Below are 15,084 nucleotides of genomic sequence, written 5' to 3'. Positions count from 1 at the left end.
AAAAAAGGACTTTAAATGCCACTATTGGATAGTTTTTGTGTAGATCATGTCAAAATGCCAGCACCTGCGGTTAGAGTTGCCAAAACGATGAAAACGCCTCATGGTGATGAGATCACTGTGTTTGATCTTCGTTTTTGTAAACCGAACCACGCTATTTTGCCAGAAAGGGGTATTCATACGCTAGAGCATCTCTTCGCTGGCTTTATGCGCAATCATCTTAATGGAAAAGGTGTTGAGATTATTGATATTTCACCGATGGGATGTCGTACAGGTTTTTACATGAGTTTGATCGGTACACCAGAGCCTTCGCGCGTAGTTGATGCATGGAAAGCATCGATGAATGACATTTTACATGTAAAGAGTGAGAACGATATTCCCGAGCTCAATGTCTATCAGTGTGGAACCTATAAAATGCACTCATTGGATGAAGCGCATAGCATTGCTTCCAACATTTTAAGTACAGAAATTGGCGTGATGGATAACGAAGCGTTAAAGCTTGATACTTCAAAAATTTAATGCGCTAAGTGCAGGAGTTTAACGCGTAAATAAGAACCTTTTTTATATGATTAGTGTGTTTTTTTAAAGAAAATATTAGTTTAGGTACACACATTTTGAGTAAGGAAGGTTTTTATGGAGCGTTTAGTCGCAAGGTACAAAGAGGGCAATCTGATTGTACTTATTTTGATTGGCATGGTTTTGGGCGTTGTTATCGCCCTTGTTTCTCCGACAGCTGCAATGGCTGTTTCTATTTTAGGAAAACTGTTTGTTGGCGCACTTAAGGCCGTTGCGCCTGTCTTGGTTTTGGTATTGGTTGCAACTGCGATTGCTACAAAACCTGTAGGTGTTCAGACGAACATTAAGCCTATTGTTCAGCTTTATGCTATTGGTACGCTTTTATCAGCGTTGATCGCGGTTGTTGTGAGCTTCACGTTCCCTGTTACTTTGGTACTTGCCAATATCTCTGATGCTGGGCTTACCCCTCCGAATAGTATTATTACCGTTGTAAAGGGCTTTTTAGTGAGCATGGTTGAAAATCCTATTAAAGCACTTTCTACAGGCAATTATATCGGTGTGTTAACATGGGCAATTGCGGCAGGTCTTGCACTTCATCATAGTAGCAATCATACCAAACAGATGATGAAAGATGTCAGCGATGCGATGACGAAAATTGTTCAAGCGGTTATTAGTCTTGCACCTTTTGGTATTTTAGGTTTGGTGGCTGAAACATTTGCAGAGACAGGTTTTGCGGCACTTTTTGGCTATGGAAAGTTACTGATTATTTTGGTTGGAACAATGGTCTTTGTAGCGCTTGTGCTTAATCCCCTTATTGTATATGTTAAAACCAAACGTAATCCTTATCCATTGGTGTTTACATGTCTAAGAGAGAGTGGCGTAACAGCATTCTTTACCCGTAGTTCAGCGGCCAATATCCCCGTGAATATGGCGTTGTGTAAAAAATTAGGACTTCATGAAGATACCTACTCTATCTCTATCCCTTTGGGTGCAACAGCTAATATGGCAGGTGCAGCGGTTACAATTACTGTTTTAACATTAGCAACGGTTCATACATTAGGCATTTCCGTAGATCTTCCCACAGCACTTTTGTTAAGCGTTGTAGCGAGTATCGCAGCTGCAGGTGTTTCAGGTGTTGCGGGTGGTTCATTGCTTTTGATTCCTCTTGCGTGCGGTCTGTTTGGCATTAGCGATGAGATTGCGATGCAAGTGGTTGCAATTGGCTTTTTAATTGGTGTTATTCAAGACTCCACAGAGACAGCACTTAACAGTTCAACCGACGTTGTTTTTACAGCGGCGTGTTCAACTGAGCCGATTAATTTATAACCTTTACATGTAAAAAGATTTGGCACTTAATTGGAGGCAAAAAACTCCAATTTTTTGCCAAAGCCCAGAGTGTTGTCCGTAAATTTGAGATACGTAATCTCAATACTCCATAAATGCGGATTCATCGCGATGGCGTAAGGAAAGCGTTTTAAATAAGCTTTTTTTTCTGCTTCGTTTGCTTCTCTAAATATTCCCGTAAACTGTACCCCTTGAATTTTCCCAACGAGTTTTGTCTCGAGTGCAACACTGCCTGCTACATGCGTATTTTCCAGCGCTTCACGTCCATGCCTAGTTTTTTCATCGGTGGCAATGACAAAGGTGGCATTTTGCTCGACAAACGTATAAAAACAGGTCGCGCAGTAAGGGAGATTGTCTTTGCAGGTAGCCACGTTGAGAAGGTGATGTTTTTTTAAAAAAGTGGTAATGGCAGGCTCTAGCATAGGTATCCTTTGGGGAAAAGTATAACATATTTTCTTTCTCTCTTTTAAATTTTAAATGGGTTAATATAAACCAATTTACTCTAAGGAGCAATCGATGCGTTTTATTCTTGTATTATCTTTTTGGGTGGGTGCCCTTTTGGCTGAAAATCTTTCAACGTTGCAACATTCGGGTGTTAAAACAACGCATGTGATGAGTGATGGCAGTACGAAGGAAGTTTTGATTGAGCGTACCATTTCTCCATCATGCACTAACGTTGGAATTAATACAGAGGATGTTTTTAGTGGAAACTATGCAGGCAAAGGTGTACCAGTGGCTTGTCAGAAAAGTTTTGTCACCACCGTGGGTAAAATTCAGCCGATGACCTTTGCCCCAGGGATCATGACGGTGGGTGAACTTGAGGTATTGGATTTTATTAAAAACAAAGTCAATGTCTCTCCTGATGCTTATATTTTAGTGGACGCACGTAAACGTGATTGGTATGAGCAGATGACCATTCCAAGTGCGGTTAATATCCCTTTTGATGAGATCGAATACGATGCTTCGATTCCTGAAGATTTTGAGCGGATTCAAAAACTATTAGGGTTTAAAAAAGTGGGAGAGACGTATGATTTCACGCATGCAAAAACAGCACTTTTGTTCTGCAATGGTCCATGGTGTGCACAGTCTGGTTTGGCAATGACGCAGTTGATCAAACTGGGGTATCCTAAGGAAAAATTGTTGTGGTACCGAGGTGGTTTGCAAGATTGGTTGCTCTTTGGTTTGAGTGTTATCAAACCACACCCCTAAGCGTTACATGTAAAGCTTACGAAAGAGGTGCGTGAAGGTCATCTTCGCTGACGGTGATGCTTTTGCGCCACTTCTCAATTTTAAGATCATTCTCCAAAATATGTTCAACAAGCCATTTTTGAGCAATCATTTTCATGCTTTTTTGAAGTTCGACGATTCCCTTTTTCTCTTTAAGAATTTTTGTCATTCCTAAAATAATGCTTTCATGAAATTTTTTATGGTGTTCAAAAAGAGGATAATCAATACTTTGCATATACGCCTCTTCTTCTTTAAAATGTTTTGCCATATAGTCAAAAAACTGTTTAAAAAGCTTCGAAAGTTCTGTCTTATCGGCATTATTGGGATCGAGTCCTTGCACGGTGTTTGCCAGATCGAAAAGTTCTTGATGCTGAAGGTCTAGTAGTTCATGATGCACGCTATAACGTTCATCCCATTCAATAATCACGCATATCCCTCATACAATAATTTTTACGCTATTTTAGCATGGTTTGCCTCTTTTTGGGCAAGGTTTGGCGCACTAAACTCTTTACATGTAAAGAGTTAGTGTGCTTCGTTTTTCATTGTTTTAGGCAAGAGCCAAATGGCTAAAAGACCACTCATCACAGAGATAAGACAGCCAAAAATCATAGTGTGGTGGACTCCTTCAATAAAGGCTTGATCCACAAGATGAAGAAGATTGACCTCAAGCGCATGATCATTGAGCGAAGTGATGGCAGTATGCGCCGCTTGGATTGAGGTTTTGAGCGTTTTTAAAAGTGTGAAATCCACCTCAATCTCTTTTACATGTAAAAGATAAATGCGGTTAACGTAACTGCCCAAGATGGCAATACTCATTGCCGCTGAAAGCTCAATGGTCGTGTCATTGAGCGCACTTCCCACTCCCGCTTTTTCTTTGGGAATGGAGCCCATTATCGAATCGGTTGAAGGTGGCATGGAAAATCCCATTCCCAAGCCTTGAATGAAAAATCCACCTAAAATCGCCCACAGAGGCATATGTACATCAATCGTAAAGACAAAAACAGCCATTCCGAGTGCCGAAATGATCATACCCCCACCAATGCTGAGCGGTGTGCCATACATTTTGACAACATCGGGTGCAAACTTAGAGCCAACCGCGACACCCAGAGTCATTGGCATAAGCAGTAAACCTGCTTCCAAAGCGCCGTAACCTTGAACTGTTTGAAAGAGTTGCGAGAAGAAAAACATAGAGCCTACCATCCCAAAGACAATAAACGCGATCGCAAAAGAGGGAATCGTGAAGGTGCGTTTTTCAAACAGCTCAAAGGGAATCATCGCGTGAATACAGCGTCTCTCCCAAAAAATAAAAAAAGCGCCAAAGATCAGCCCAATGATAAGACTGATGTGCACGCTTTGATCACTCCAACTGCTCACACCCGCTTCGATAATGCCATATGTCAGTGCAAATAAAAACAGCACGCACAGTACCATACCCAGTATGTCTGCTTGAGCGCTTTTATTGTGCGATTCGGGCAAAATTAAGGAAGCATAAAAGAAAGCGACCACGCCAATAGGAAGGTTAATAAAAAAGACCCAGTGCCATGAGGTGTACTCTAGGATGAAACCGCCGATGAGCGGTCCTAATCCTTGACTGAGCCCAAAGATCATCGACCAAAGCCCTATGGCTTTCATGCGCTCATCCGAGTCTGTAAACATATGCGTGATGATAGAGAGAGTGGAAGGCATAATGAATGCCGCGCCAACACCGCTCAGACTGCGAAAGAATATCAGTTCTAACGTTGAGGTTGAAAGTCCCGCTCCCAAAGAGGCGAGCACAAAAAGTACAATGCCGATTTTAAGAAATCGCTTACGCCCAAACTGATCACCCAGTGCGCCAATCGTAATTAAAATAGAGGCAAAAAAAAGGATGTAAATATCGACAATCCATTGGAGTTCACTCATACTCGCTTTTAAATCAGTTGAAATGGAGGGAAGGGCGACATCAAGGACGGTATTGTCGAGCGTAATGATGGACATGGCAAGGCAGAGTGCGCCAAGACCTGCCCATCTTTTTTCATAGGTATAAGGCATAAAGGTATTCCTAAAATCATAAAGTGTAATGAGTGTTACAAAGTAGAATCATACCAAAGATCAGCTTAGCCATGAATCTTTGGTATGAGAAGTGAAGGTTTAGAGCTTTACATGTAAAAGAGGTTAGGCCGCTTTGTCGTGTTGTGTGGACAAAGCAGCGTAAATAATAATGGCCAAAGAGACAACACTTAAGCTTAGGAGTTGCACGGTGACAAGCTCCCAACCGCCATGTTCCCAGCAATACACCCCAATGAACGTTCCAAGCGCACCACCGACAAACATGGAGCTCATGTAGGCGGTATTGATTCGGCTGTGCGCACTTTCATCAAGCGTGTAAATTTGCGCTAAGTTATTGATCTGTACGGCTTGAAATCCGATGTCAAGGAGCAGGGTTGCTACGATGAAGGCGGCGAGGCTAGTATCAAACCACTTCATCAGTAAAATACTAACTACAATCATTCCCACGGAGAGCATTTTAGTAAAGGTTGGGTTGATCTTGTCAGCCACTTTTCCAATATACGGCGCAAGCAGTGCTCCTGCAACGGCAAGCACACCAAAAAGGCCGATGATATCGCTGTTGAAATTAAAAGGGGCAAGGCTCAGTTTAAAGGTGAGAGTTGTCCAAAATGAGCAAAAAACACCAAATAAAATCGTAATCAAAAGCGCATTACTTCTTAAAAGCGAAAAGCGTTTGAGCTGGTACACTGAAGAGTAGAGCAAGGATGCGTAACTTTTGGAAAAATTGGGCTCAATGCTTGGAAGCGTTTTGGCAACCATCGCCATGCAGGCAAAAACAAGCGCGGCGGAAAGCGCAAAAACGATATGCCAGTTACCAAACCAGTCGGTAATGTAACCACTCAGTGTTCGAGCAAGCAAAATGCCTGTGAGTAAACCACTAAAGATAGAACCCACTACTTTACCTTTGTCTTTACCACTCATCGCTGCCGCCATAGGAATCACGATTTGCGCGGAGACGGCAAAGAGTCCTACTAAAAGGCTAAGCGCGTAGAGCACATAGATGTTTTCCACAAAGGAGAGCCCAATAAGGGAAAGTCCCAATAAAAGATGAGAGAGTAAAAGGAGCTTCTTGCGATCCATTTTATCTCCTAAGGGGCTTACAAAAAAGAGCCCTAAACCGTAGCCGATTTGCGCAAAAGTGGGCAGATTGCCTACCGCTAAAGCGCTTACATGTAAATCTTGAGCGATGATATTTAAAATGGGTTGATTGTAGTAAATATTCGCCACATTAATGCCCGCAACCGCTGACATCACGTAGATCTGTTTTGGTGAAATCATTTTCGTTCCTTATCGATTTTTATTAGAGTCCTTTACACGTCTTTAAAGCAAAGCTCTAAAGACTACGTTAACACTGGGTTTTCTTCGGCAGAATGCCCATGCATCTTCGATGCTCTAAGTAATGAAATAGTATCTGATAAGGAAGATTTCTTTCATGCCTCATTCAAGCGAATCATTGCGCAAATCAAACATTTTGGGTTTGTCTATAGATTTGCGGTGTTTGATTGAGCTTTTTTTTGAAAAAATTGATGAAATGCGCCGATTCTTCGTAACCTAACGCATAAGCGATGTCACCCACACTCCATGACGAGTGTTTGAGCAAAATCTTAGCCTCTTCCAACACGCGCTGTGCGATGCGCTCGGTGGTGGTTTTTTCACTCACCTCTTTGAGGGTACGGTTGAGGTGATTGGGGTGAATATTAAGAAGTCTGGCAAAATCACTGGGGTTTTTAAGCTCAAGGCGCTCATAGGGCGATGTGATTGGAAATTGTCTTTCAAGCAGTTCGTTAAACAGCGAATCAATTTTGCGTTTTTTATCGCTTTGCACATCGGGAATGATGCTTGCAGGCTCCATCTTAAGGGCGATATGAATAAGCTCCATCGTCCAGTTACGCAAAAGATCGTCTTTGTACGCGTACTCAGAGCCAATTTCACCGAGCATTTTTTCAAACAATGCTTCAACTTCTTGGGCGGTTTCATCATTGAGTAAAAACAGTTTTGGGTGTTCGGGTTTATAGATGGGATAGTTGCGAATGGCTCCATAGTTGTAAAAAAACGCTTCGGTAAAAATGCAAAAATAACCGCACTTCTTGCCATCGAGTGACTCCCAACTGTACGGCACCAAAGGGTCTGAAAACATCAGCGCATACTGGTCGCTTTGCAGGGTTTTATCGGCGTAATGCACTCGGTGTTTGCCCTTTAAAAGGGTAATTTTAAAGTAATCCTTACGACTGTAAGGGATTTCAGCGCACTCTTGCCTTGTGAAGACATTGAAGTGCCCGATGCCATTATTGAAGTCTTGGGGTAGTGGATGGGTGATTCGTTTGTAAAATGCTTCCAGTGTTTCCATTGTGAATTATACTCAAAAAAATAGGCAAAGAGCCGAGCGTGAATGGCTCTTTGCAAGGGGTTAAAATCTTTTACATGTAAAGATTAATCTTTCTTCAATCCTAAATTGATAAGGTACAAAAGAGGTCCTGTCATAAACGTGGTCACCAGTGCCATAATGACGAACATCGTAAATAAAATAGGCGATAAAATTCCAAGTTCATAACCGATGTTAAGCACTACCAGCTCCATCAAACCTCGCGTATTCATGAGGGCGCCAATGGCGAGCGAATCGCGCCACGAAACGCCCATAAAACGACTAGCAATGGCACTGCCGATAAACTTACCAACAACAGCAACAACAATGATTGCCAGACAGACGATCCAGTGCTGTGACTCAAGCTGATTGATCTGGGTGCGAAGTCCTGTTAGCGCAAAAAAGAGTGGTAAAAGTACCAAAAGACTGACATACTCTAAGCGTGGAGCAATGCGCTCTTTGAGTTCACTCTCTGTGGTAGAGGGCATCATAACGCCCGCCATAAAGGCACCAAAGAGGGCATGAATACCTAAAAGTTCCGTTGTAAGTGCACTGAGGAGTAAAATAACCAATACAATCGTTGTCACCTTCATATCAAGCGAATGGTTATGAATCACATGTGTGCCCAAATTGCGCAAAAACGGTTTCACCACGAAAAGCATCACGGTAATATAGACGACAATAGGAATGAGCATCAGCACGGACATCAAAAGATTGGTGGATGTCGAGACGGCAATGACGATCGCTAAAATATACCATGCCGTAGCATCATCAGCGGCGGCGCATGTCAGTGCCATCGCACCATAAGATGTTTTGGTCAGGTTGCGATCTTTGAGAATACGTGCTAGTACGGGAAATGCTGTAATACTCATCGCGATGCCGATAAAGAGGGCAAAAGCGGTAAATGTTACGGTTTCTGAAGCAAAAGAGGGGTAGATGACGTAAGCGAGTATTGTGCCTAAGAAAAAAGGAAAAATAATGCTAATGTGACTGATAACCACGGACGCTTTACTCTGCTGTTTGAGTTTATCAAAATCAAGCTCCATTCCCACGACAAACATAAACAGAAGCAAACCAATCTGACTTAAAAAATGCAAGTTTTGAAAGGAGCTTTGAGGAAACAAAAGGGCTGAAAATTCGGGGAAAATAAGCCCTAAAAGCGAAGGCCCCAAGAGTACACCGGCAAAAATCTCACCAATGACTGGCGGTTGTGAAAACTTAGAAATTAAAACACCAAAGGTACGTGCCGCTGCCATAATGACAATGATTTGGACCAACAAAAGTGCTAATGGATGTGAGAGTTGGGTGAGAAACGTTGTTCGTAAATTCTCCCAAAAGCTCCCCACAGAAACGGTTTTGGAAATGAACTGAGTGCTGATATAAAAAGAATTACCATAGTCTATAACCCAAAAGATACCACCACCAAAAAGGAGCAGTGAAAGCAGATAGATTTTGGTAGAACGATCCATTATTAACCTCCTTTTAACTAAGAGAGACGCTTTGAATAAGATTCAATTATACCATAGTGGCTTTCGCCGAATTCTTAAGAGGTCTGAAATGATTACATGTAAAAATTTCTGCACAATAAAACAACACCCCTTTTGTTACCAAGTTGATATAATGTTTGCATAGAATTATCGCATGAAAGGGAGTCAGATGTCAGTCAACAAAGTTTATGTGCTCGATACCAATATTATCTTGCACAATACCAATTTTATCAAAGAGTTGTGTGATGGCGGCAACAACATCATTGTGATCCCAGAAACGGTGCTTATAGAGCTGGAAGATTTTAAAAAGAACTTCACAGAACTTGGGTACCAAGCCAGAAGCTTTGCTAGGATGCTGGCTTCGTGTAAAGTCATTGAAGTGGACAGTGGGGAGCCCTTCCGCGTTGTCAAGATGCAGTACGAAGAAGATATTTCCATCCATCTTTTTTCCAAGACGATCTACACGTCCGATATAGACTCGCAATTTATTAATGAATCTAACGACAAACGTATCCTTGAAGTGGCTGCGGGTGCTCAAGAGTATTATCCTGATTATAAAGTTATTTTTCTCTCATTAGATGTGTATGCGCGTATGTTTGGACTTTTTTACAATGTCACCGTAGAGTCTTTGAGAGAAGATCGAAGCGATGTGCCAGAGTTTGAGTTTGTTAAACAGCTTCCTGTTGATTCAGCCCTTTTCAACACACTCGATAAAAAGCTGATCAGCGAGTATGACCCTGAATATAAAAGTGGAAACTACTGCTACGAATTTATCAGTTCTGATGGCAATTCAGAACATGCTATTATCTCTCCAGGTGGCATTATTCATATGCTCAATGAAGAGTTGGACTTTAGAGGCTTGGAAATTAAACCGATCAACCTCAAACAAAAATTTTTTATGAAAGCACTGCTTTCCAATATGTACGACATTCATGTCATCGATGCACGCGCAGGTAGCGGTAAAACCTTGATGGCTTTTGTTGCGGCGATGCGCTTGGTCACTAAAGGGAGTTACGAGAAGATCGTCTATGTGCGCAATTCCATTGAAAGTGTTGACAAGGGTGCGGATGTCGGGTACCTCTCTGGCAATGATGAGAAGTTTAGGATTTACAATATGGCGCTCTATGACACATTGGAATTTATTGCTAAAAAGAAGATGAAAAAACGTGACAACTCCCAAGAACCGCAAGTGGCGATTGAGAAAAAAGTACAAGAGATGATCACCAAGTACAATATCGAAAAACTCTGGCCGGGTGAGGCGAGAGGACGAACGCTTTCCAATGCCATTGTGATTTTAGATGAGTGGCAAAACAGCTCCAACAATACCACGCAGCTCATCTTGTCCCGTCTGGATAATAACTGTAAAGCGATTGTGATTGGCTCAAACCGACAGATTGATAACATGTACTTAAACCGCTTTAACAACGGTTTGACCTCACTGCTCAAACAGACCAAAAAAGAGCAGACACACATCTCACTCTTTGCGATAGAGTTGGATAAATCGGTACGAGGTAAGTTCTCACACTTTGCGGATGATATTTTTGGGGACGGCGACAAACACAAATGACCAAATACGAATTTTCAGGGGATGAAGACCCGATAGCCTTTCGCTCGATCTTTATCTCCGACCTTCACTTGGGAACGCGTTTCTCACAAGCGGAGGAGCTTTTGGATTTTTTAAAATTTACAAACAGTGAAAATCTCTATTTAGTGGGTGACGTGATCGATGGTTGGGCGATTAAGCGTAAAATCAAATGGGCACAGTCGCACTCCGATGTGATTCAAAAGATTTTACGAAAAGCCCGAAAAGGGACGAATGTTTTTTACATCACCGGCAATCACGATGACTTTTTACGTTCCTTTTTGCCGTTAGGGTTGGGCGATCGCATCGCGGTTGTCGATGAAGTGGATTATACAAGTCTCAACAACGAGCGATTTTTCATTACGCACGGTGACTTTTTTGACTCGGTTACGATGACCAAACGGTGGCTTGCCATCTTGGGTGATTTGGGGTACGACCTTTTGCTCAATGTTAACCAACTTATTGGTTGGTTTCGCAAGAAAATGCGCTATCACAGCCACTGGTCACTCTCCAAATACGTCAAAGACAATGTCAAAAGCTCCATCTCTTTTATCACCGATTTTGAGCATATTCTCAGCGAGCATGCCAAACGCAATAACTACGATGGGGTGATTTGCGGGCATATTCATAAGGCGGAGATTCGCGATATTGAGGGGATTAAGTACCTGAATTGTGGCGATTGGGTTGAGTCTTGCACCGCAATAGTCGAAACCTTAGAGGGTGAATTTAGGATTATACGATGGCTGGGACATTGAAAATATCCTTAGCCCTTTCGGGCGGTGCGGCAAGGGGGGCATTTCATCTGGGTGTCATTGCTGCAATGGAGCGAAACAATGTGGAGATAGCCGCTGTTTCAGGCTGTAGCATTGGTTCGGTGATTGCCGCCGGTGTGGGTTCAGGTGTCAGTGCTTTTGATCTGTTGCGTATCGTTAAAAGCAGAGCCTTTCGCAAAGTGTTTCATTTTAACTATTTTCGCAAGGGACTTCTTCGCATCAATGAAAAAGCAGCTATTCTGAAAGAGATCGCCCCTATTGAGCGTTTAGAGCAGATGAGCATTCCTACTTTTATGACATGTGTTGATCTCCCTCATGGCGAAATCGTCCGCTTTAGCCATGGCAATACAATTAACCTTGCCATCGCAAGCTCCGCGCTCATTCCTATCTTTCGCCCCATCACTTATGATAATTACACGCTTATTGATGGTGGTTTTATGGATAACCTGCCTGTAGCACCACTTTTAGAGCTTCCTTATCCTGTGGTGAGTGTTAATTTGTTTCCTTTACATGTAAAGCAAAAAAGTAACTTTTTTTCCAGTTTTGAGCGCGCTATTTATCTCTCCATTTTGGCTTCATCGAAACAGCAGATAGAGCAGAGTGATCTGTGCATTAGCGATCCCACACTCAATGATTTTGGATTGTTTACTTTTAGACAAATAGATGCTTGTTTTGAGCTTGGATATCGCAAAGGCAGTGAATCCATTTTGACTTTTATGGCGCAAAAAAGTATAATGAAACCCTTTTAAGATCGAAGGAATAGAATGACAAGTAAAGATTATTTAACGCAAATGTTTGCGTTACAGCAAAAACTGAACGACGAAACCAATGGTATTGGCTGGGAAAATGGCTATACCAAACATAACCGCATGATTAACTGGAAGCGATGTATTTATATGGAGTGTGCGGAACTCATTGATAGTTTTAGTTGGAAACATTGGAAAAACATTAATAAACCGACCGATTGGGACAATGTCACCGTTGAAATCGTTGATATTTGGCATTTTATTATGAGCCTGTTATTGGAAGATTATAAAACGAACAACAGAGGCGATATTGAACAACTTGTTTTAGATGTGTTGGATGTTCAGGGATTTGAAGCATTTACCAAAGAACCACTCTCTATCGGTATGGCTGTACCAATGGAACTGGTCAATGACATCGAGAGCATCATTCACGATACGACAGGTTTTGAAATGGATCTTTTTGATGGACTGTTGAAAGAGTATTTTACACTTTCAAGAAAATGTGGCATCAACCTTAAAGTGCTGTACAAATTCTATGTGGCTAAAAACGTGCTTAACCAATTCCGCCAAGATCATGGCTACAAAGAGGGACATTACATCAAAGTGTGGAATGGTAAAGAAGATAACGAAGTGATGCTTTCATTGCTTCATGGCGAGTCTGCTCCCACTGTGGATGCGCTCTATAAAAAACTCGAAAAGGTCTATCCAAAGGCTTAAAAGCACTGAAAGTGCGCGGGCTTGACTTCAAAGAAAACCCAGTGTTAACGTAGTCTTTAGAGCTTTGCTCTAGAGGCTACGTTCAGCGTTCGGGTAGAACGCTAATGGTTGTAAACGATACTTCGGCTTTTTGGGGTTTCTAAAAATTCTACATGCGAGACTTCCACTCCCAAGCGACTCATCTTTTTCGCAATGATTTGAAGCAGCCACGTTGAGATGTTCTCACTGGTTGGCACAAAATCAACGATAATATACCCCTCATACATTTCTACAAGATAATTTGGCTCATGCGCTATAAAAGAGAGATCGGGTGTTTTATAACCACTTTCATGGGAAAGTAAATTCTGTTTGTCAGCAAAATGAGGCAATAAGGTCGCAAAGAGTGGGTCGTGAATGTCAATGATGAATTTATGATCTAAGGTATTGTCTAAAAAGAGTTTAAACCAGTTCAGATGATGAAAGTCTGTCACCATACCATTTTTGAGTTCATTACTTTGTAAAAAAACGATAATTTTGCCTTGATGTCCATGCAAGTGACGGCACGCTAAGCACCCACTGAGGGAAAATTCAGCATCCAGCTCTTGTGACCAAACGCGGTGCCCATAACAAAAATCGAATTCTTTACTGATTTGCCATAACATTGGTTATACCCTTTTACATCGAAAAATATCTTAGGAATGATACCAAAATATAGCTGTCAAAAAAAGTAAACCTTTTTTAAACCTTAAATAACTTCGGATTTGTAATAGTACAATTTTATTTTATCTTTTCTTGTTATACAATCAAAAAGTTTTACATTTTTTATAAGGATAATTGATGGCTAAAGTTGTTATTTTGGGTGGTGGTGTTGCAGGGCATACCGCCGCACAGTTTGCGCGAAAATGGCTCAATCGAACTCATGAAGTTGTGGTTGTAACCCCTAATAGCAAGTGGAATTGGATTCCATCGAACATTTGGGTAGGTGTTGGTCAAATGGAACAAGAGGAAGTTCTTTTTGATTTAGCACCCATTTATGCAAAAGCGGGCATTACCTATATTCAAGCAAAAGCACTTACTATTCACCCTGAGGGCACAGTGGATAATAGTAAAAATTTTGTTACTATAGAACACACTGGTGCAAATAAAGAGGGCGAAAAAGAGGAAATCACGTATGATTATCTCATCAATGCCACAGGTCCAAGACTCAATTTTACAGCAACAGAGGGTTTAGGGCCGGACAATGGCTTCACTGTTTCCGTTTGTACCGCATCACATGCAAAACATGCCGCAGATGAGCTTGAAAAGATTATCGAAGCATTAAAAAAAGGTGAAGAGAAAAAGATTCTGATTGGTACAGGTCATGGAATGTGTACCTGTCAAGGTGCAGCGTTTGAGTACACGTTTAACGTCGATCATCGCTTGCGTGCTGAGGGTGTTCGTGACAAAGCGACCATCACTTATATCTCTAATGAATATGAACTCGGTGACTTTGGTGTAGGCGGTATGCACCTTAAAATGGGTGGTTACATCACCAGTGGCAAAGTCTTTGCAGAATCTTTATACGCCGAGCGTGATGTCAAATGGATCACGAGAGCGCATGTCAATAAAGTTGAAAAAGACAAAGTCCATTACGAAAATCTTGCAGGCGAAATGAAAGAAGAGACGTATGACTTTTCTATGCTCATTCCTCCATTTGCAGGGGCTGGTATGAAAGCATACGATAAAAATGGAGAAGACATTACCTCTTCTATGTTCAATGCGGGTGGTTTTATGTTTGTTGATGGGGATTACTCAAAAGCAACAGCTCCGTATGAAACATGGGATGCGTCTGATTGGCCAAAAACATGTCAAAATCCTAAATATAAAAATATTTTTGCGGCAGGTATTGCCTTTGCACCACCGCATATCATCTCTAAACCGATGAAATCTCCTAATGGCACACCGATCAATCCAACACCTCCACGAACAGGAATGCCTAGTGCGATGATGGGAAAAGCGGTTGCTGCAAGCATCGTTGATATGATAGGGGGTGCGAGTGCACCAACCCATACCGCGTGTATGGCGGAAATGGGTGCAGCGTGTGTTGCGAGTGCTGGTAAAGGGTTGTTCTCAGGAACCGCTGTTGCGATGACCATGTATCCGATTATTCCGAATTATAAAAAATATCCTGATTATGGTAGAGATTTTGGCGGTACTTTTGGTGAAATTGGTCTTGCTGCCCATTGGGTTAAGCATCTTTTACACCATGCATTTATCTGGAAAGCCAAAATGAAACCTTTTTGGTCCATTATCCCAGAATAAAGTG

At 41.8% G+C, this 15,084-nt stretch carries 15 protein-coding genes; 8 read left to right on the top strand and 7 right to left on the bottom strand.

The genetic code is table 11. The annotated features are described in order from the left end of the window. Positions 1 to 15: 15 nt before the first annotated feature. Both luxS and sstT read left to right on the top strand, forming a co-directional pair. Positions 16 to 516 carry an S-ribosylhomocysteine lyase gene (gene luxS, locus SJPD1_RS11700; protein ID WP_096047322.1) on the top strand — a complete coding sequence of 167 codons (501 nt, stop codon included), beginning with the start codon at positions 16 to 18 and terminating at the stop codon, positions 514 to 516. Between the two features lie 114 nt (positions 517 to 630). Continuing rightward, positions 631 to 1,839, top strand: coding sequence for a serine/threonine transporter SstT (gene sstT / locus SJPD1_RS11695; RefSeq protein WP_096047321.1), 1,209 nt, complete (start codon positions 631 to 633; stop codon positions 1,837 to 1,839). Between the two features lie 26 nt (positions 1,840 to 1,865). On the opposite strand, the gene SJPD1_RS11690 is transcribed toward sstT, so the two are convergent. Next, positions 1,866 to 2,279 (bottom strand): pyridoxamine 5'-phosphate oxidase family protein, encoded by a 414-nt coding sequence (locus tag SJPD1_RS11690; RefSeq protein WP_096047320.1) that lies wholly within the window; start codon positions 2,277 to 2,279, stop codon positions 1,866 to 1,868. A gap of 94 nt (positions 2,280 to 2,373) precedes the next feature. On the opposite strand from SJPD1_RS11690, the gene SJPD1_RS11685 reads away from it, so the two are divergent. Further along, entirely contained in the window at positions 2,374 to 3,066 is a 693-nt protein-coding gene (locus SJPD1_RS11685; protein ID WP_096047319.1) for a rhodanese-like domain-containing protein, read from the top strand. 16 nt (positions 3,067 to 3,082) lie between these two features. Here the strand turns inward: SJPD1_RS11685 and SJPD1_RS11680 are convergent, their stop codons facing one another. From SJPD1_RS11680 to SJPD1_RS11660, 5 genes are all read right to left on the bottom strand, one after another. Continuing rightward, positions 3,083 to 3,511: a bacteriohemerythrin gene (locus SJPD1_RS11680; RefSeq protein WP_096047318.1), complete on the bottom strand. Its 429-nt coding sequence runs from the start codon at positions 3,509 to 3,511 to the stop codon at positions 3,083 to 3,085. Between the two features lie 95 nt (positions 3,512 to 3,606). After that, complete coding sequence (locus tag SJPD1_RS11675) at positions 3,607 to 5,115, bottom strand: MFS transporter (RefSeq protein ID WP_096047317.1); 1,509 nt, start codon at positions 5,113 to 5,115, stop codon at positions 3,607 to 3,609. 123 nt (positions 5,116 to 5,238) lie between these two features. Continuing rightward, positions 5,239 to 6,411 (bottom strand): MFS transporter, encoded by a 1,173-nt coding sequence (locus tag SJPD1_RS11670; protein WP_096047316.1) that lies wholly within the window; start codon positions 6,409 to 6,411, stop codon positions 5,239 to 5,241. A gap of 184 nt (positions 6,412 to 6,595) precedes the next feature. After that, positions 6,596 to 7,480 (bottom strand): helix-turn-helix domain-containing protein, encoded by an 885-nt coding sequence (locus tag SJPD1_RS11665; RefSeq protein ID WP_096047315.1) that lies wholly within the window; start codon positions 7,478 to 7,480, stop codon positions 6,596 to 6,598. Between the two features lie 83 nt (positions 7,481 to 7,563). After that, positions 7,564 to 8,964, bottom strand: a complete 1,401-nt coding sequence (locus SJPD1_RS11660) for a cation:proton antiporter (protein ID WP_096047314.1) — start codon at positions 8,962 to 8,964, stop codon at positions 7,564 to 7,566. A 187-nt stretch (positions 8,965 to 9,151) separates the two neighbouring features. On the opposite strand from SJPD1_RS11660, the gene SJPD1_RS11655 reads away from it, so the two are divergent. From SJPD1_RS11655 to dut, 4 genes are read left to right on the top strand one after another with little or no spacing between them, the layout of a single operon-like run. Beyond that, positions 9,152 to 10,549: a PhoH family protein gene (locus SJPD1_RS11655; RefSeq protein ID WP_096047313.1), complete on the top strand. Its 1,398-nt coding sequence runs from the start codon at positions 9,152 to 9,154 to the stop codon at positions 10,547 to 10,549. Beyond that, a complete protein-coding gene (locus tag SJPD1_RS11650) occupies positions 10,546 to 11,319 on the top strand; it encodes a UDP-2,3-diacylglucosamine diphosphatase (protein ID WP_096047312.1) in 774 nt (257 codons plus the stop codon). The genes SJPD1_RS11655 and SJPD1_RS11650 overlap by 4 nt, the downstream gene beginning before the upstream one ends. Continuing rightward, a complete protein-coding gene (locus SJPD1_RS11645; RefSeq protein WP_096047311.1) occupies positions 11,304 to 12,086 on the top strand; it encodes a patatin-like phospholipase family protein in 783 nt (260 codons plus the stop codon). Before SJPD1_RS11650 ends, SJPD1_RS11645 begins: the two co-directional genes overlap by 16 nt. A 15-nt stretch (positions 12,087 to 12,101) precedes the next feature. After that, positions 12,102 to 12,800, top strand: a complete 699-nt coding sequence (gene dut, locus SJPD1_RS11640; protein WP_087439311.1) for a dUTPase — start codon at positions 12,102 to 12,104, stop codon at positions 12,798 to 12,800. Between the two features lie 101 nt (positions 12,801 to 12,901). Here the strand turns inward: dut and SJPD1_RS11635 are convergent, their stop codons facing one another. After that, on the bottom strand, positions 12,902 to 13,441 hold the full coding sequence (locus SJPD1_RS11635) for a 6-carboxytetrahydropterin synthase (protein ID WP_087439310.1): 540 nt from the start codon (positions 13,439 to 13,441) through the stop codon (positions 12,902 to 12,904). Between the two features lie 175 nt (positions 13,442 to 13,616). On the opposite strand from SJPD1_RS11635, the gene SJPD1_RS11630 reads away from it, so the two are divergent. Continuing rightward, positions 13,617 to 15,080, top strand: a complete 1,464-nt coding sequence (locus tag SJPD1_RS11630) for an NAD(P)/FAD-dependent oxidoreductase (protein ID WP_087439309.1) — start codon at positions 13,617 to 13,619, stop codon at positions 15,078 to 15,080. The last annotated feature ends 4 nt before the right edge of the window (positions 15,081 to 15,084 follow it).

The sequence above is a fragment of the Sulfurospirillum diekertiae genome (assembly GCF_002309535.1).
Taxonomy (GTDB): domain Bacteria; phylum Campylobacterota; class Campylobacteria; order Campylobacterales; family Sulfurospirillaceae; genus Sulfurospirillum; species Sulfurospirillum diekertiae.
The sequence above is the reverse complement of the archived record's forward strand: the minus strand, read 5'-3'. Positions and strand labels throughout refer to the sequence as shown.